The organism is Palleronia sp. LCG004 (genome assembly GCF_032931615.1).
Taxonomy (GTDB): Bacteria; Pseudomonadota; Alphaproteobacteria; order Rhodobacterales; family Rhodobacteraceae; genus Palleronia.
Genome location: NZ_CP136759.1, coordinates 2,060,912 through 2,076,688, shown reverse-complemented (window position 1 = coordinate 2,076,688; position 15,777 = coordinate 2,060,912). Strand labels below are relative to the sequence as shown.

Here is a 15,777-nt window from a genome sequence, read left to right as displayed (position 1 = left end):
TTATGGGCGACGTCGGGAGGCGACCGGGCGGAGGAGAACCGACATGATCTGGTATTCGAGCGATGCGGGACGGCGTCACGTCACGCCCGCGGGCCATCCCGAACAGGTCGCCCGGCTCGAGGCGGTCGAGTCGGCGCTGGCCCCGCTGGGGCTCGAACGGCGCGCCGCGCCGATCTGCGACGATGCCGACGTGCTGCTCTGCCACCCGCAGGCATATCTTTCCAAGGTCCGCGCGGCCGAGCCCGAACACGGCCATCGGCAGCTCGACGCCGACACCCATCTGACCAACGGCTCGGTCGAGGCGGCGCTTCGCGGTGTCGGCGGCTGCGTCGCGGCGGTCGATGCGGTTCTGGGCGGCGAGGCCAGGTCCGCCTTCGTCGGCTGCCGTCCCCCCGGCCACCATGCCGAACGGCAGACCGCCATGGGATTCTGCCTCTTCGGCAACGTGGCGATCGCCGCCAGGCACGCGCTCGACCGGCACGGGCTGGACCGGGTCGCGATCGTGGATTTCGACGTGCATCACGGCAACGGCACGCAGGACCTGCTCTGGGACGAGGGGCGCGCGCTTTTCGTCTCGTCGCATCAATCGCCGCTCTATCCCGGGACGGGCCAGCCGTCCGAGAGGGGCGCGCACGGCCAGATCGTCAATCTGCCGCTGCATCCGATGACCGACGGCAAGCACATGCGCGATGTCTACGAGGATCGTGTCTTTCCGAAACTTCTCGACTGGAAGCCCGATCTGCTACTGATCTCCGCGGGGTTCGATGCCCATGCGGACGATCCGCTTGCCCAGCTCGACTGGGAGACCGACGATTTCGCATGGCTCACCGCCCGGCTGGCCGACGTGGCCGACGAGGTCTGCGGCGGGCGGATCGTCTCGACTCTCGAGGGGGGATATGATCTTGACGCGCTGGCCGCGTCGGTCGCGGCCCATGTGACGACCTTGCAGGAGCGCGCGGCATGAGCGACAGGCCGGTGACGGAGATGAGCTTCGAGGAGGCGATGGCCGAGCTCGAACAGGTGGTGGCCAAGCTCGATTCGGGCGACGTGCCGCTCGAGGAATCGATCACGCTCTACCAGCGCGGGGCCGACCTCAAGAAACGCTGCGCCGACAAGCTGGCCGAGGCCGAGGAGAAGGTCGCGGCCATCACGCTCGACGCCGACGGACAGCCGAAAGGCACCACCCCGATCGATCCGCAGTGAGCTTTCGCGACGCTCTCGACGGGGCGGCGGCCGAGGTCGAGGCGCGGCTTCTGCAGGCCGTGCCGGGCCGCGATCCGCTCCATGACGCGATGCGCCACGCGCTGACGGGCGGCAAGCGGCTGCGCGGGTTTCTGGTGATCGAGGGCGCGCGGCTCCACGATGTCGGCGACGCCGTCACGGCCGCCGCCGCGATCGAGGCGCTGCATGCCTACAGCCTCGTCCACGACGATCTGCCCGCGATGGACGACGACGATCTGCGCCGCGGCCAGCCGACCCTGCACCGCAAATGGGACGAAGCGACGGCGATCCTCGCCGGCGACGCGCTCCAGACGCTGGCCTTCGAACTTCTGGCCTCCGAGGCCTGTCATGCCGATCCCGGTATCCGCGTGGCGCTCGTGGCCGCCCTCGCCAACGCCGCGGGGGCCGCGGGAATGGTGCTGGGCCAGGCCCGCGACATCGAGGCCGAGACGGCCGAGAGCCCGCTCGATCTCGACGCGATCATGCGTCTGCAGGCGGGCAAGACCGGCGCGCTCATCGAATGGTCGGGACGGGCGGGCGCGATCCTCGGGCGCGGCGATCCCGAACCTCTCGGGGCCTATGCCCGCGCGCTGGGACTGGCCTTCCAGATCGCCGACGACCTTCTCGACGCGACGGGCGATGCCGGTGCCACGGGCAAGGCCGTGGGCAAGGATGCCGGTGCCAACAAGGCGACCTTCGTCTCGCTGCTGGGCGTGGACGGCGCACGCGCGCGCGCCGACGCGCTGGTCGCGGAGGCCTGCGACGCGCTCGCGCCCTACGGCCCCGAGGCCGAGACCCTGCGCGATTGCGCCCGCTTCGTCGTGTCGCGGGACCGCTGAAAGCCGATCCCCTTTGCCACACCCCGTCTGTCGGGTTAGGCTGAACCACTTGTCAAGCCGAGGATGCCATGACCGATCGCCCGCAAACGCCCCATCTCGACCGGATCCAGAGCCTCGCGGATCTGCGTGACCTCTCCGATGCGGATCTGCGCCGCGTGGCAGACGAGCTTCGGACCGAGACGATCGACGCGGTCAGTCATACGGGCGGCCATCTGGGCGCGGGGCTGGGCGTGGTCGAACTGACCGTGGCGCTCCATGCGGTGTTCGACACGCCGCGCGACCGGCTGATCTGGGACGTGAGCCACCAGAGCTATCCGCACAAGATCCTGACCGGGCGGCGCGACCGCATCCGCACCCTGCGCCAGAAGGACGGGCTCAGCGGGTTCACCAAGCGCACCGAATCCCCCTTCGATCCGTTCGGGGCGGCCCACAGCTCGACCTCGATCAGCGCGGCGCTCGGGTTCGCGGTGGCTCGGGATCTGGGCGGCGCGCCCGATCCGTCGCTTGGCGACGCGATCGCGGTGATCGGCGACGGCGCGCTCAGCGCCGGCATGGCCTACGAGGCGATGAACAATGCCGGTGCACTCGACAAGCGACTCTTCGTGATCCTCAACGACAACGAGATGTCGATCGCCCCGCCCGTGGGCGCGATGTCGTCCTATCTCAGCCGCCTCTATGCCGGTGCCCCCTTCCAGGAGCTCAAGGCCGCGGCCAAGGGCGCGGTCTCCATGCTGCCGCAGCCCTTCCAGAGCGGTGCGCGCCGCGCCAAGGACCTGCTCAAGCATTCCGTGATCGGCGGCACGATGTTCGAGGAACTCGGCTTCTCCTATGTGGGCCCCATCGACGGCCACGACATGGAGCAGCTGCTGCCGGTGCTCAGGACGGTACGCGCCCGCGCGACCGGCCCGGTCCTGATCCACGCCATCACCAAGAAGGGCAAGGGATACGCCCCCGCCGAGGAGCGCGCGGATCGCGGTCACGCGACCTCGAAATTCGACGTGATGACGGGCGAGCAGGCGAAATCCAAGCCCGGCGGCCCGTCCTATACCAGCGTCTTCGCCAAGGCCCTTCTGGCCGAGGCGGCCGAGGACGAACGCGTCTGCGCCGTGACCGCCGCGATGCCTGACGGCACCGGCCTCACCAAGTTCGCGGAACGCTATCCCAGCCGCTGCTTCGACGTGGGCATCGCCGAACAGCACGGCGTGACCTTCTGCGCCGGGCTTGCCGCCGGCGGGATGAAACCCTTCTGCGCGATCTATTCGACCTTCCTGCAGCGCGGCTTCGACCAGGTGGTCCACGACGTGGCGTTGCAGGGGCTTCCGGTGCGGTTCGCTATCGACCGCGCGGGCCTCGTCGGGGCCGACGGCGCAACCCATGCGGGGTCCTTCGACGTCGCCTATCTGGCGAACCTGCCCGGTTTCACCGTGATGGCCGCCTCGGACGAGGCCGAGCTCATGCACATGGTCGCAACGGCCGCCGCGCATGACGATGGCCCGATCGCCTTCCGCTTCCCCCGCGGCGAGGGGCGCGGCGTGGAGCTTCCCAAGAAGGGCGAGGTGCTCGAGATCGGGCGCGGCCGGATGATCCGCGAGGGCAAGGGCGTCGCGATCCTGAATTTCGGCGCGCGTCTGGGAGAGGTCGAGGATGCCTGCGAGGCGCTGGCCTCGCGCGGGATCACGCCCACCGTTGCCGATGCGCGCTTTGCCAAGCCGCTCGACCGCGAGATGATCCTGGGGCTCGCGCGCGATCACGACGCGCTCATCACGATCGAGGAGGGGGCCGTGGGCGGCTTCGGCAGCCACGTGGCGCAGCTTCTGGCCGAGGAAGGCGTCTTCGACGCGGGCCTCGTCTATCGCTCCATGGTCCTGCCCGACACGTTCATCGACCAGGCCTCCCCGCGCGAGATGTACGACGCGGCCGAACTCAACGCCGAGCATATCGAGCGCAAGGTCCTGTCGGTCCTGGGCGTCGAGAGCATCGCCCGGCGCGCCTGAGGCTCAGCCCTCGCGGCTGGCCAGGCGCTCCTCGATGGATCTGAGGCGCGCCATCACCTCGTCGCGATAGGCGTCGGTCGCCTTGTTCGATTCCTCGGCATGGGCGTCCTGCATCGAGTTGACGATGAGGCCCACCAGAAGGTTCACGACCGCGAAGGTCGTGACCATGATGAACGGCACGAAGAACGCCCAGGCATAGGGGAATTGCTCCATCACCGGGCGAACGATGCCCATCGACCACGATTCCAGCGTCATGATCTGGAAGAGCGAATAGGCCGACAGGCCCAGATCGCCGAACCATTCCGGAAAGGCGTCCCCGAACAGCTTCGTGGCCATCACCGCGCCGATATAGAAGATCAGACCCATCAACAGGAACACGCTGCCCATGCCGGGCAGGGCGGTGACGAACCCCTCGACCACGCGGCGCAGGCGCGGCGCGGCCGAGATCACCCGCAGCACCCGCAGGATTCTGAGCGCACGCAGCACCGACAGGCCCTGTCCCGCGGGAAACAGCGCGATGCCCACGATGATCGCGTCGAAGACGTTCCAACCCGATCGGAAGAAGCCGCGCCCATGCGCCACGAGCTTGGCCCCGATCTCGATCACGAAGATGGCAAGGCATACCCGGTCGAGCGCGACGATCACCGCGCCCATCTCGGACATGATCTCCTCCGAGGTTTCGAGCCCGAGCAGGATCGCGTTGAAGACGATCACCCAGAGGATGAAATCCCTCGTCGCGCGGCGGTCGAGGATGGCGGCAAGTCTGTCGCGGAAGGTCATGTCTGTCCCTTTGGGTCGATCGCGGCTCATATGGGCCGGACAGGGGGCGCAAGCAAGCGTGCGCTAGCCCAGATAGACCTCCCCGGCGGGGTATCGCACGCGCGGCGTCACACGGGTGGCGAGGAAGAACCCGAGCGCGAGCGGACCGACCCGGCCCGCGAACATCACCATCATGATCACCACCCGCCCGAACGTGTCGAGCTCCCCGGTGGCCCCCATCGACAGGCCCACGGTCCCGAAGGCCGAGGCGACCTCGAACCCGAGCGTCAGGAATTCCACGTCATGCGACAGCGTCAGCAGGAAGAGGCTGACAAAGACGAGAAGGATGCTGATCGTCGTCAGCGCCATGACCTTGAGAACCTGCTGCAGCCCGATCGACCGCCCGAAGGCGGTAAGCTGGGTCGAGCGGCGGAAGAACGCGATCGTGCCGAGCACGAGGACGATCGCGGTCGTGACCTTGATTCCGCCCGCCGTCGAGGTCGATCCGCCGCCGATGAGCATGAGCGAGATCGTCATCAGCGCGGTCGAATCGCGCATCGCCGTCGTGTCGATCGAGTTGAAGCCCGCGGTGCGGGGCGTCACCGCCTGGAAGAAGCTCGCCTCGATCCGGTCGGCCGCACTTCCCAGCCGGCCGAGCGTGCCGGGATTGTTCCATTCGAGCGCCGCGAACAGCACCCATGCCATCACGATGAGAACGGCCGTTCCGGCCAGCATCAGCTTCGAATGAAGCGACAGCCGCCGCCAGTCGCGCTTTTGCAGAAGCTCCGCGATGACGACGAATCCGAGCCCGCTGATGATGAACATCGAGCAGATCGTGACCGTCACCAGAAGGTTCCCGGCATAGCCCATCAGCGAATCCCGGAAGGTCGAGAAGCCCGCATTGTTGAAGGCCGAGACGGAATGGAAGATCGCGTGCCAGATGCCGAGGCCCCAGCCCTCGTCTGGCACGAAGACGAAGGTCAGGATCACGGCCCCCGCCGCCTCCACGGCGAGCGCGACGAACAGGATCACCCGGACGAGGCGGCTCAGATCCGACATCGAGGTCTGGTTCAGGTCCTCGCGCAGGATCATCCGCTGCGGCATCCCGATCGTGATCCCGAGCGCCGAGAGCAGCAGGACCGCGAAGGTCATCAGCCCGAGCCCGCCGATCTGGATCAGGATCGCGATGACGATCTGTCCCGGTATGGTGAAGACCGATCCGGTATCGACCACGATGAGGCCCGTCACCGTCACGGCCGAGACCGAGGTGAAGAGGGCCTCGCCGAAGCCCACATCGCCGTTATGCATGACCGGAAGGCGCAGCACGCACGCCCCGATCGCGATGAACACCGCGTAGAAACAGGCGAGCATCCCCGGAGGGGGCAGCGCCTTGAACCACTTGACCCAGTTCGTCATAGGCTGGACGTGAAGTTTCTTAGATCCGGCCGCCGTCCGAGAAGGAGAAGCCGGTCGTCGCTGTGCAGCACGATTTCGTCGCCCTGCTGGCCCAGGAACTCGGTGCCGCGCATGACGCCCACGCAGCGCAGGTCGAACTTGCCGAAGTTGAGATCGTCGAGCGAGCGTTCGTTCAACTCCTTCGGGATGGTCAGGTTGACCACGTGATAGCCGTTGCCGACGGTCACGAAGTCCCGCACCAGCGGGTTGTGCAGCATCTGCGCCACCTGTCGGCCGACCTCGACCTCGGGGTGGATGACGCGGTCGACGCCCAGCCGCGACAGGATCCGGTGATGGGTCTTCGACGTGGCCTTGGCCCAGATCGTCTCGACCCCCACAAGCTTGAGGTTCATCGTCGCCAGCACGCTCGATTCGAGGTCCGTGCCCATCGCGACGAGCCCGGTGGAGCATTCCGACACGCCCGCGTCGCGCAGCGCGTCGTCGTCGCGCGCATCGAGGATCAGCGCTTGGTTCAGATGCTCGGCGATCGGTCCGACGCGGGCATCGTCGCGGTCGATTCCGATCACGTAATTCTCGAACCGGGCAAGTTCGGTCGCGACGGTGCTGCCGAAATTGCCGAGACCGACGACGACGAAACTTCCGTGCTTCTTTGACATGGGCATGTGTCCTGGGGGGTGGGCCTCAGCCCTCTTCTTCCGAGAGGATGGCCGAGAGGCCGCTGCGATAATCGGGATGGAGGAGGCGCACACCCAGATCGCGCTTGATCCGGTCGTTCCGCACCTTCTTCGATTCGGCATAGAAACTGCGCGCCATGGGCGAGAGGTCGGCATCCTCGAACGCGACTTCGGGCGGCCGCGGGAGACCGGCCAGATCGGCGGCATGGGCGATCACGTCCTGCGGCGGTACGGGATCGTCGTCGCAGAGGTTGTAGATCGCGCCCGGATCGGGCCGGGCGATCGAGGCTGCGAGGATCTGCGCGATGTCGTCCACATGGATGCGGCTGAAGACCTGTCCGGGCTTCACGATTCGGCGCGCCTTGCCCTGTCGCAGCTTCTCGAACGGCCCGCGACCGGGGCCGTAGATCCCGGCGAGGCGAAAGATATGCAGGGGCAGGGACGTCTCGTATGCGAAATTCGTCCAGGCGGTCTCGGCCCGCACGCGGGCAGCGCCCCGCTCGGTCGACGGGGCGAGGGCGCTCTCCTCGTCGACCCAGTCGCCCTCCCGGTCGCCATAGACGCCCGTGGTCGAAAGGTATCCGACCCAGAAAAGATGCGGCGCCACACGCGCGATTTCGTCGGCGCAGGCATTCAGCACCGGATCGCCGTCCTCGCCGGGCCCGGCCGAGATCAGCAGATGCGTGGCCCGCCCGAGCGCCCCTGCGATGTCGTCGCCCGGAAAGATCAGGGGCGAGACCCCGCGATCGGCGATCGCGCGCGCCTTCTCGTCCGAGCGCGTGGTCCCCGTGATGCGCCAGCCCCGGGGCAGGAGCTGCGTCGCGAGCGCGCGGGCCGAATAGCCGTGACCGAAGGAAAGAAGGTTCAAAGGCGTCTCGTCGTTGCGGGGCAGGGTCCGTCGTAGAAGATGTCGAGCACCCGCTCGAAGATCTCCGGCGCGCCTTCGGCCCGCGCAAAGAGCGTGGCCGAACTGCGGACCTTCTGCGCGTCCAGATCCCCGAAGATGTCGGCGGGGTCCATGCTCCTGTGATGCTCGATCAGGATCTCGAACATCTCGACGATACGCGGCCCCAGCACCGGATGGGCGAGATAGGCCTCCGCCTCGGAGAGATCGGCGATGCCGTAGCGATGCGACATCTCGGACCGGCCGAGCCCACGCAATTGCGGATAGATGAACCAGATCCAGTGCGACGCCTTGTGCCCCGCGATCACTTCGCGTCGGGCCTTGGGATAGACGCCGTCCTGCGCGGCGACGAAACGGTCGAGGCTTTCCATGGGGCAAGACTTGGCGCGAGCGGGGCGACAAGGCAAGGCTCATCCCGCAAGCAGTTTGAGGAGGGCCCGTTCGGATCGCCTGAGCCCGCGCCGCTCCTCCACCGTCTTCGCGAAGGCCGCGCGATCGTCGAGGGCCACCTCGCTCAGCGCGATGACCTGCGGGTGGATATAGCTGTTGCGCGCGATGGCGGGGGTGTTGCCCAGCCGTTCGGACGCGGCCTCGGCCATCGCCTTGATGCTGAGCTTTTCCTCGGACAACGCGACCTCCATCGCCGCAACCGTGCCGTTCCAGGTGCGGAACGTCTTGGCGGTGAAGCCCGCGACGCCCGTGATGTCGTGGAGAAGCTCGTTGACCTCCCCCGACGTGACCTCGTGCGCGTCGCCGTCTTCGTCGAGCCACGTGACGAGGGTTGCGCCCGGCAGGTCGTCGAGCTGGTGCAGCACCTTGGCAAGCCGCCTGTCGCGCAGCGTGCGGCGGATTCTGATCCCGCCCTTGCCCTTGTAATCGAGCTTGAGCGCCTCGGGCGTCAGCGCGACATGTCGCGGACGCAGGGTGGTGGCCCCGAAGGTGCCGTTCTCCTCGGCATAGTCGCGGTTGCCCACCCGCATCGACAGCCGGTCGATCATGGCGAGCACGGCGGCCGTCGCGACGGCCCTGTCGCCCACGTCGCCGGCCAGATCGCGCGCGATGCGGCGGCGGATCTGCGGCAGGCAGTCGCCGAAGGCGGGCAGGTCGCCGTATTTCTTCTGCGACCGGAACGCGGTCCAGGCCTCGTGATACCGGTACTGCTTGCGCTTGCGGTCGTCGCGGCCGGTGGCCTGGAGATGCCCGTCCGATCGCGGGCAGATCCACACGTCGCGATAGGCCGGCGGCACCGCCAGCGCATCGAGGCGCTGGCGTTCGCGCTTCTGCTCGATCCGGGTCCCGTCGGGCGCGCGATAGGACCAGCCGCGCCCTGCCTTCTTCCGGGTGATGCCGGGGCGCGTGTCGGGAAAATAGACGAGATCGGGTATATCCTGCATGGTCTGGCCGGAACGCCGGTTCGGGGGCGCGGTTCCGGGGCTGCGGCTTGTCGGCGCAGGGGCTTTTCGGTAAGCCCGGACCCAAGCCGAGGAGTGCGCCCATGACCCAATCCGAGAGCCTGCCGATCGAATCCCCGGACGCGCCGCAGCCGCAGGCCTTCACGGATCCGGCCGAGGCGGTCGCGCGGCTGCAGGAGATCTATCTCCAGTCGGCGAGCTTCCTGTGCGAGAAATTCGCCCATGCCGTCAGGAACGGGATGCCCGGGTCGCGATATCGCGCCTTCTACCCGGAAATCCGGATGACCTCGACGAGCTACGCCAACAGCGATAGCCGGCTGAGCTTCGGTCACGTGGCCGAGCCGGGGGTCTATTCCACCACCATCACGCAGCCGGACCTCTTCGGCAATTACCTGCGCCAGCAGCTTCGCTTCCTGCTCGAGAACCAGAACGTCCCGGTGGTGATCGGCGCGTCGCAGACGCCGATGCCCGTGCATTTCGCCGTGGCGAGCGACCCGACGCTGAGCGTGCCGCAGGACGGGGTGATGGATTTCACGCTGCGCGACGTCTTCGACGTGCCGGATCTCTCGACCACGCATGACGACATCGTCAACGGCCAGAATTTCAGGCACGCGGACGGCTCGCGGCCGCTGGCACCCTTCACCGCGCAGCGGATCGACTATTCGCTCGCGCGCCTGTCGCATTACACCGCGACCGATCCGGGCCATTTCCAGAACCACGTGCTCTTTACCAACTACCAGTTCTACATCGAGGAATTCGAGGTCTACGCCCGCGCGGCGCTGGCCGACCCGGACAGCGGCTACACCGCCTTCGTGGGGCCCGGAAACCAGGTCATCACCGATCCCGAAGCGCCGATGACGCTGCCGACCAAGATGCCGCAGATGCCGACCTATCACCTGATCCGCGAGAACGGTCAGGGAATCACGATGGTCAATATCGGCATCGGCCCGTCGAACGCCAAGACGGCGACGGACCACATCGCGGTCCTGCGCCCGCATGCCTGGCTGATGGTGGGCCATTGCGCCGGCCTCAGGAATTCGCAGCGGCTGGGCGATTTCGTGCTCGCCCATGCCTATCTGCGCGAGGATCACGTGCTCGACGACGATCTGCCGGTCTGGGTGCCGATCCCGCCGCTGGCCGAGGTGCAGATCGCGCTGGCCCAGGCGGTCGAGGAGGTGACCGAGCTCGAAGGGTACGAGCTCAAGCGGATCATGCGCACGGGCACCGTCGCCACGATCGACAACCGCAACTGGGAACTGCGCGAGCATTCCGGCCCCGTCCAGCGGCTCTCGCAGTCGCGCGCGGTGGCGCTCGACATGGAATCGGCCACGATCGCGGCCAACGGGTTCCGCTTCCGCGTCCCCTACGGCACGCTTCTCTGCGTCAGCGACAAGCCCCTCCACGGCGAGCTCAAGCTGCCGGGCATGGCGTCCGACTTCTACAAGACCCAGGTCGCACGGCACCTGCTCATCGGGGTGCGCGCGATGGAGGTGATCCGCGAGATGCCGCTCGAGAGGATCCATTCGCGCAAGCTCCGCTCCTTCGAGGAGACGGCGTTCCTCTGACGCCCGTGCCGCGCCGGTCCGGCCGGGCCACCCCCGGGGCAAGGCAGCCGTTCCGGGGGGTGTCGGGCGGGCCGATCCGGCGCAATCGGCGCTTTTTCGCGGCTGCACCCCTTGTTTTCCTTGACGAGCCCCGCCCTTGGCGTTGTGTTGCGCCGATACATGGCGGCATATTTCGCGTCATGCTGCCGATAACCTGTCGAGGAGAGACAAAATGGCGACCAAACCGATGACCAAGACGCAGCTCGTCGCAGCGCTGGCCGAGAAGATGGACAGCGACAAGAAATCCGCCGGCGAAGCACTCGATGCGATCACCGAGGTCATCACCGAGGAAGTTTCGGGTGGTGGTGCCGTGACCCTTCCGGGCGTCGGCAAGATCTATTGCCGCGAGCGTCCCGAGCGCATGGTCCGCAATCCCGCCACCGGCGAGCAGATCAAGAAGGATGCCGACAAGGTCGTCAAGATGACGATCGCCAAGGCCCTGAAGGACAGCGTCAACAACTGATCGGGATCGTGGCGCGAATGTCTTTCGTGCCGTGAAAACAAGATGTTGCAGGAAGGGCGGGCCATGTGGCGCGCCCTTTTCTCTTGCGGGTGCTTGACCTGGGGCGGGCTTGGGCGGCAAAGGACCGGCATGGCCCGGAAATCCGCCTCGAAGACGCCGCCCGCGCCGAAGCGCGCGACGCGCCCGCCGCTGGGCCGGATAGCCCTGCGGGCGGCGCTGGCGGTCGCGGCGCTGCTCCTCTCCGTCGTCGGGCTCTACACGGTCGTGAACCCGCCGACGACGCCCTACATCCTCACCGAGGCGCGGCGCCTCGACGGGGTGGAACGTCGCTGGGTGCCCATGGACGAGATCGCACCGGTGATGGCTCGGGCGGTCGTGGCAGCCGAGGATGCCAATTTCTGCAATCACTGGGGGTTCGATCTCGACGCGATTCGCTCTGCGATTGCCGCGGGCGGCAATCGTGGCGCGTCCACGATCAGCCAGCAGGTCGTCAAGAACGTCTATCTCTGGCAAGGGCGGTCATGGCCGCGCAAGGCGCTCGAGGCGACCCTCACGCCGCTGGTCGAGACGTTCTGGAGCAAGCGGCGCATCCTCGAGGTCTATCTCAACGTGGCCGAGTTCGGCGAGGGGGTCTTCGGCATCGAGGCGGCGGCGCGCCATGCGTTCGGCGTGTCGGCCGCCGATCTCTCGGCCGCGCAGGCCGCGCGGCTGGCCGCGATCCTGCCGGCACCCAAGGAACGGTCGGCGGCCCGGCCCTCGAATTTCGTCGAAAGGCGCGCGCAATCCATCCGCGACGGCGCGGCGACGATCGCCGCCGACGGCCGCGCGGCCTGTTTCGAAAGCTAGATCGCGCCGTCCCGCACTTGAACGCCACCCCCTTACGCGGCATGGAGAGGGGATCCCAAACGACCCCGAGGCCCGGCATGTACCGTCTGTTCCACGTCCCGCTCTCGCCATTCTGCCGCAAGGTGCGGCTGGTCCTCGCCGAGAAACGGATCGAGGTCGAACTCGTCGAGGAGCGGTACTGGGAAAAGGACGGCGACTTCCTGCGCCGCAATCCTGCCGGAAAGGTGCCGATCCTGCGCGTCGACGGGAACCACCTGTCGGAATCGGCGGCGATCTGCGAATATCTCGAGGAGCTGCACCCCGAGACCGCCCTGATGCCCGATACGCCCGAGGGCCGCTACGAGGTGCGCCGCCTCATCGGGTGGTTCGACGACAAGTTCTTCCACGAGGTCACGTCGAAGCTGCTCTACGAGCGGGTCAACAAGAAGATGATGGGGCAGGGCTATCCCGACAGCACCGCGGTGAAATCCGGTGCGCGGGCGATCAAGTTCCATCTCGACTACATGGCGTGGCTTCTCGACCAGCGGCGCTGGCTCGCCGGCGATCACCTGACGCTCGCCGATTTCACGGCCGCCGCGCATCTGTCGTCGCTCGACTACATCTCCGACGTCGATTGGCGCCGGTCCGAGACGGTCAAGGACTGGTACGCCAAGATCAAGTCGCGCCCCGCCTTCCGCAACATCCTCGCCGATCAGGTCCCGGGATTCCCGCCACCCTCCCATTACGCCGATCTCGACTTCTGAGCCCGCGATGACCGGGCGCGACCTCAAGGAGCGGCTCGGAGCCTTCGCGTTCGAGGCGGGATTCACCAAGATGGGGATCTGTCGCCCCGACGCGATCCCCGAGGCGGCCGGCCGTCTGCATGCGTTTCTGGATGCGGGCCATCACGGCCAGATGGGATGGATGGCCGAACGGACGGGCTGGCGCGGCGACCCCTCCGCGCTCTGGCCCGAGGCGCGCTCGGTCGTGATGCTGGCCGAAAGCTACACCCCCGGGCACGATCCGCTCGAGGATGTGGGGCTGTCGGACCGGGGGGCCGTCAGCGTCTATGCCCAGGGGCGGGACTATCACGACGTCGTCAAGAAGCGCCTGAAGAAGGTCGGCCGCTGGCTCATCGAACAGGCCGGCCCCGAGGCCGAGATCAAGGTCTTCGTCGATACCGCACCCGTGATGGAAAAGCCGCTCGCCGCCGCTGCCGGGCTCGGCTGGCAGGGCAAGCACACCAACCTTCTCGGGCGCAATCTCGGCAATTGGGTCTTTCTCGGTGCGATCTTCACGACACTCGACCTGCCGCCCGACACGCCCGCAACGGAAAGATGCGGCAACTGCACGCGCTGCCTCGACATCTGTCCCACGGACGCGTTTCCCGCGCCCTTCCGTCTCGATGCGACGCGCTGCGTCTCGTATCTCACGATCGAGCATCGCGGCCCCGTCGATCCGGCGCTGCGTCCCGGCATGGGCAACCGGATCTATGGCTGCGACGACTGCCTCGCGATCTGCCCGTGGAACAAGTTCGCCACCGCCGCGCGCGACATGCGCCTGTCGCCGCAGCCGGGACGGCGCGCGCCGGAACTCGCGACGCTTGCGGCGCTCGACGATGCGGGGTTTCGCGCGATGTTCGCAGGCTCGCCCATCAAGCGGATCGGCCGCGACAGGCTGGTGCGCAACGTCTGCTACGCGATCGGCAATTCCGCCCGTCCCGAGCTTTCGCGCGCTGTGGCCGGACTGACACAGGACCCCGACGAAGGCGTTGCCGATGCCGCACGCTGGGCTAGTGTGCGGCTCGGGGAAACTGAAGGAAGTTGACGTGGCAAAGCCCGGTCGGCTGCACAGATTGGCCATCAGGGCGGAGGCATGGTTCGACCGTGTGCGCCCGCGCAAGGTGCCCGACCGGCCGGTCCTCGATTCCTATCGCGGCTACGCCATTGCGGGGCACGGCGTCGTGCTGCGCGGCCGCGTCCTGGCAAGCCTGCGCCGCACCACGCCCGACCCGGGCCAGAGCCGCTGGCAGAACATGCGCGAGATGGCATCGCTCTTCTTTACGAACGAGGTCGCCGAGGTCGAGGTCGTGGCCCCCTCGCACGGCGTCGCGTCGCTGAGCGATCCCGAGGGCTATGTCGTGATGGAGGTGCCGGTCGATCTAAGCCGGCCGGGCTGGCACGAGGTGCCGCTGCAGATCGCCGGGGACCCCGAAAGCCGGCGCAATTTCCGCGCCATGGTCCCGTCGCCCGACGCACGGATCGGCATCGTGTCGGATATCGACGACACCATGCTCCAGACCGGGGCCTATTCGCTGGCGCGCAACCTCTGGACCACCTTCACGGGGTCGGCGACGACGCGGCGGATCTTTCCCGACGCGATCGTGCTCATGGATCATCTCAGCAATCATGGACGCAATCCGGTCTTCTACGTCAGCTCGAGCCCCTGGAACCTGCATTCCTTCCTCGAGCGTGTCTTCGACCGCGCGGGCCTCGTCGCGGGTCCGATGTTCCTGCGCGATCTGGGGATCAGCGAGACGAAGTTCATCACCGGCACGCATGGCGACCACAAGGGCGACGCGATCGACCGCGTGCTCGGGGCCAATCCCGGTCTCGATTTCGTGCTGATCGGCGATACGGGGCAGCACGACGCGGAGGTCTATCTCGAGGCCTGCCACCGCCATGCGGGGCGGATCCGGGCCATCGTCCTGCGCGAACCCGGTCCGGGCCCCGACACGGCGAGCCGCGAGGCCATGGCCGCGATCCGCAGGCTCGGCGTGACCGTGGAACATGGCAGCGATTTCAACGGTATCGCCGAACGTCTGACGGCGGCGGGCATCCGCGTCTAGCGTCAGATCCGTCCCGCGAGATTGCCGATCCAGCCGTCGAAACCCGCGCGCAGCGCGTTCACCCGGTCGACATAGGCCGCGAGCGATCCCTCGATCTCGGGGAACGCGGCGGCGAGCGTCGATGCCTCGACATAGACCAGCACGAAAAGCGCCGCGATCGCGATGACGAGGGCAAAGCCCGCAACGAATCCGCGCGGCGTCGCGCCGTCGGTGACGGGCGGAACCGTCGGCTTTTCCGTATGCGCCGGTGCGGTGTCGAGCGTCGCGCCGATCCGGTCCCGGTCGGGCAGGGGATCGGTGTCGTTGGCCGCCATGGGCACGGTCGGGGTCGATCTGTGCGTCGCGCGCGCCCGTTCCGGCGGGGCCGGGGGGACGTCCCTCCGGGGTGCCGGCTCGGGGTCGGCGGGCTTCGACGCGTCGCGGCGGCGCTGCTCGGCCTCGAGCGCGGCCTCCTCCTCCAGGATGCTGCGCGTCCGGGGGTCAAGCTCGCGCCGGCGCGGAACCGCGGCCGCATCCTCCGGCCCGGATCCGGATTCGGGGTCGACGCCCTCCGGCTCCTCTTCCGCCCGCGTGTCGGGCAGGGGCGGTGAGGGGGGCTCGGCCTTGCTGGTGTCCGCCTCTTTCTCGGCGCGCGCGGGCCGTTCGGCCGCGGCGGGGTCGCGTCGCGCGAACCAGGTATGGCTGCAATTCGCGCACTGGACCTCCCGCCCGTCGATGGGGATGAGAGACGCGTCGATTTCGTACTGCGCCGCGCAGTTCGGGCAAGTGAGCCGCATCCAAGTATCCCGTCCCGTCCGGATTTCGACCTCCGCTCGTGC

17 protein-coding genes are annotated in these 15,777 nt (G+C 67.8%); 10 read left to right on the top strand and 7 right to left on the bottom strand.

Features of this window, described 5'->3' with window-relative positions; translation table 11 throughout:
- Nucleotides 1–43: 43 nt before the first annotated feature.
- From RVY76_RS10160 to dxs, 4 genes are all read left to right on the top strand, one after another.
- The gene (locus RVY76_RS10160) at nucleotides 44–964 is read left to right on the top strand and encodes a histone deacetylase family protein (protein WP_317373818.1); all 921 of its coding nucleotides are present in this window, start codon (nucleotides 44–46) and stop codon (nucleotides 962–964) included.
- Nucleotides 961–1,203: an exodeoxyribonuclease VII small subunit gene (locus tag RVY76_RS10155; RefSeq protein ID WP_317373816.1), complete on the top strand. Its 243-nt coding sequence runs from the start codon at nucleotides 961–963 to the stop codon at nucleotides 1,201–1,203. Before RVY76_RS10160 ends, RVY76_RS10155 begins: the two co-directional genes overlap by 4 nt.
- On the top strand, nucleotides 1,200–2,060 hold the full coding sequence (locus RVY76_RS10150) for a farnesyl diphosphate synthase (protein ID WP_317373814.1): 861 nt from the start codon (nucleotides 1,200–1,202) through the stop codon (nucleotides 2,058–2,060). Before RVY76_RS10155 ends, RVY76_RS10150 begins: the two co-directional genes overlap by 4 nt.
- Nucleotides 2,061–2,128: 68 nt before the next feature.
- Nucleotides 2,129–4,054: a 1-deoxy-D-xylulose-5-phosphate synthase gene (gene dxs / locus RVY76_RS10145; protein WP_317373813.1), complete on the top strand. Its 1,926-nt coding sequence runs from the start codon at nucleotides 2,129–2,131 to the stop codon at nucleotides 4,052–4,054.
- Nucleotides 4,055–4,057: 3 nt separating this feature from the next.
- Here the strand turns inward: dxs and RVY76_RS10140 are convergent, their stop codons facing one another.
- The 6 genes from RVY76_RS10140 to RVY76_RS10115 form a co-directional block, all read right to left on the bottom strand.
- Entirely contained in the window at nucleotides 4,058–4,834 is a 777-nt protein-coding gene (locus RVY76_RS10140) for an ion transporter (protein WP_317373811.1), read from the bottom strand.
- Nucleotides 4,835–4,897: 63 nt separating this feature from the next.
- Complete coding sequence (locus RVY76_RS10135; RefSeq protein ID WP_317373809.1) at nucleotides 4,898–6,229, bottom strand: TrkH family potassium uptake protein; 1,332 nt, start codon at nucleotides 6,227–6,229, stop codon at nucleotides 4,898–4,900.
- Nucleotides 6,226–6,885 carry a TrkA family potassium uptake protein gene (locus tag RVY76_RS10130; protein WP_317373808.1) on the bottom strand — a complete coding sequence of 220 codons (660 nt, stop codon included), beginning with the start codon at nucleotides 6,883–6,885 and terminating at the stop codon, nucleotides 6,226–6,228. Before RVY76_RS10130 ends, RVY76_RS10135 begins: the two co-directional genes overlap by 4 nt.
- A 25-nt stretch (nucleotides 6,886–6,910) precedes the next feature.
- Nucleotides 6,911–7,771 carry an SDR family oxidoreductase gene (locus RVY76_RS10125; protein ID WP_317373806.1) on the bottom strand — a complete coding sequence of 287 codons (861 nt, stop codon included), beginning with the start codon at nucleotides 7,769–7,771 and terminating at the stop codon, nucleotides 6,911–6,913.
- On the bottom strand, nucleotides 7,768–8,178 hold the full coding sequence (locus RVY76_RS10120) for a DUF1810 domain-containing protein (protein WP_317373804.1): 411 nt from the start codon (nucleotides 8,176–8,178) through the stop codon (nucleotides 7,768–7,770). Before RVY76_RS10120 ends, RVY76_RS10125 begins: the two co-directional genes overlap by 4 nt.
- Nucleotides 8,179–8,217: 39 nt before the next feature.
- Nucleotides 8,218–9,201 carry a DNA topoisomerase IB gene (locus tag RVY76_RS10115; protein ID WP_317373802.1) on the bottom strand — a complete coding sequence of 328 codons (984 nt, stop codon included), beginning with the start codon at nucleotides 9,199–9,201 and terminating at the stop codon, nucleotides 8,218–8,220.
- 101 nt (nucleotides 9,202–9,302) lie between these two features.
- Here RVY76_RS10115 and RVY76_RS10110 point away from each other — a divergent pair, with 101 nt between their 5' ends.
- The 6 genes from RVY76_RS10110 (at nucleotide 9,303) to RVY76_RS10085 (ending at nucleotide 14,959) form a co-directional block, all read left to right on the top strand.
- Nucleotides 9,303–10,784, top strand: coding sequence for an AMP nucleosidase (locus RVY76_RS10110; protein ID WP_317373801.1), 1,482 nt, complete (start codon nucleotides 9,303–9,305; stop codon nucleotides 10,782–10,784).
- A 211-nt stretch (nucleotides 10,785–10,995) separates the two neighbouring features.
- On the top strand, nucleotides 10,996–11,286 hold the full coding sequence (locus RVY76_RS10105) for an HU family DNA-binding protein (protein ID WP_317373799.1): 291 nt from the start codon (nucleotides 10,996–10,998) through the stop codon (nucleotides 11,284–11,286).
- A 129-nt stretch (nucleotides 11,287–11,415) separates the two neighbouring features.
- Nucleotides 11,416–12,132: a monofunctional biosynthetic peptidoglycan transglycosylase gene (mtgA, locus tag RVY76_RS10100; protein ID WP_317373796.1), complete on the top strand. Its 717-nt coding sequence runs from the start codon at nucleotides 11,416–11,418 to the stop codon at nucleotides 12,130–12,132.
- Between the two features lie 77 nt (nucleotides 12,133–12,209).
- Nucleotides 12,210–12,875, top strand: a complete 666-nt coding sequence (locus RVY76_RS10095) for a glutathione S-transferase family protein (protein ID WP_317373794.1) — start codon at nucleotides 12,210–12,212, stop codon at nucleotides 12,873–12,875.
- A 7-nt stretch (nucleotides 12,876–12,882) separates the two neighbouring features.
- Nucleotides 12,883–13,938, top strand: coding sequence for a tRNA epoxyqueuosine(34) reductase QueG (gene queG / locus RVY76_RS10090; RefSeq protein WP_317373792.1), 1,056 nt, complete (start codon nucleotides 12,883–12,885; stop codon nucleotides 13,936–13,938).
- Nucleotide 13,939: 1 nt separating this feature from the next.
- Nucleotides 13,940–14,959: a phosphatase domain-containing protein gene (locus RVY76_RS10085; protein WP_317373790.1), complete on the top strand. Its 1,020-nt coding sequence runs from the start codon at nucleotides 13,940–13,942 to the stop codon at nucleotides 14,957–14,959.
- A 2-nt stretch (nucleotides 14,960–14,961) separates the two neighbouring features.
- On the opposite strand, the gene RVY76_RS10080 is transcribed toward RVY76_RS10085, so the two are convergent.
- Nucleotides 14,962–15,735: an MJ0042-type zinc finger domain-containing protein gene (locus RVY76_RS10080; RefSeq protein ID WP_317373788.1), complete on the bottom strand. Its 774-nt coding sequence runs from the start codon at nucleotides 15,733–15,735 to the stop codon at nucleotides 14,962–14,964.
- Nucleotides 15,736–15,777: the final 42 nt, after the last annotated feature.

Excerpts from the sequence above, each read along its gene's own strand:
- RVY76_RS10110 (WP_317373801.1), top strand. The coding sequence starts at position 9,303 with ATGACCCAATCCGAGAGCCTGCCGATCGAATCCCCGGACGCGCCGCAG.
- RVY76_RS10135 (WP_317373809.1), bottom strand. The coding sequence starts at position 6,229 with ATGACGAACTGGGTCAAGTGGTTCAAGGCGCTGCCCCCTCCGGGGATG.
- RVY76_RS10130 (WP_317373808.1), bottom strand. The coding sequence starts at position 6,885 with ATGTCAAAGAAGCACGGAAGTTTCGTCGTCGTCGGTCTCGGCAATTTC.
- RVY76_RS10160 (WP_317373818.1), top strand. The coding sequence starts at position 44 with ATGATCTGGTATTCGAGCGATGCGGGACGGCGTCACGTCACGCCCGCG.
- RVY76_RS10080 (WP_317373788.1), bottom strand. The coding sequence starts at position 15,735 with ATGCGGCTCACTTGCCCGAACTGCGCGGCGCAGTACGAAATCGACGCG.
- RVY76_RS10140 (WP_317373811.1), bottom strand. The coding sequence starts at position 4,834 with ATGACCTTCCGCGACAGACTTGCCGCCATCCTCGACCGCCGCGCGACG.
- queG (WP_317373792.1), top strand. The coding sequence starts at position 12,883 with ATGACCGGGCGCGACCTCAAGGAGCGGCTCGGAGCCTTCGCGTTCGAG.
- RVY76_RS10105 (WP_317373799.1), top strand. The coding sequence starts at position 10,996 with ATGGCGACCAAACCGATGACCAAGACGCAGCTCGTCGCAGCGCTGGCC.
- RVY76_RS10120 (WP_317373804.1), bottom strand. The coding sequence starts at position 8,178 with ATGGAAAGCCTCGACCGTTTCGTCGCCGCGCAGGACGGCGTCTATCCC.
- RVY76_RS10115 (WP_317373802.1), bottom strand. The coding sequence starts at position 9,201 with ATGCAGGATATACCCGATCTCGTCTATTTTCCCGACACGCGCCCCGGC.
- mtgA (WP_317373796.1), top strand. The coding sequence starts at position 11,416 with ATGGCCCGGAAATCCGCCTCGAAGACGCCGCCCGCGCCGAAGCGCGCG.
- dxs (WP_317373813.1), top strand. The coding sequence starts at position 2,129 with ATGACCGATCGCCCGCAAACGCCCCATCTCGACCGGATCCAGAGCCTC.
- RVY76_RS10155 (WP_317373816.1), top strand. The coding sequence starts at position 961 with ATGAGCGACAGGCCGGTGACGGAGATGAGCTTCGAGGAGGCGATGGCC.
- RVY76_RS10095 (WP_317373794.1), top strand. The coding sequence starts at position 12,210 with ATGTACCGTCTGTTCCACGTCCCGCTCTCGCCATTCTGCCGCAAGGTG.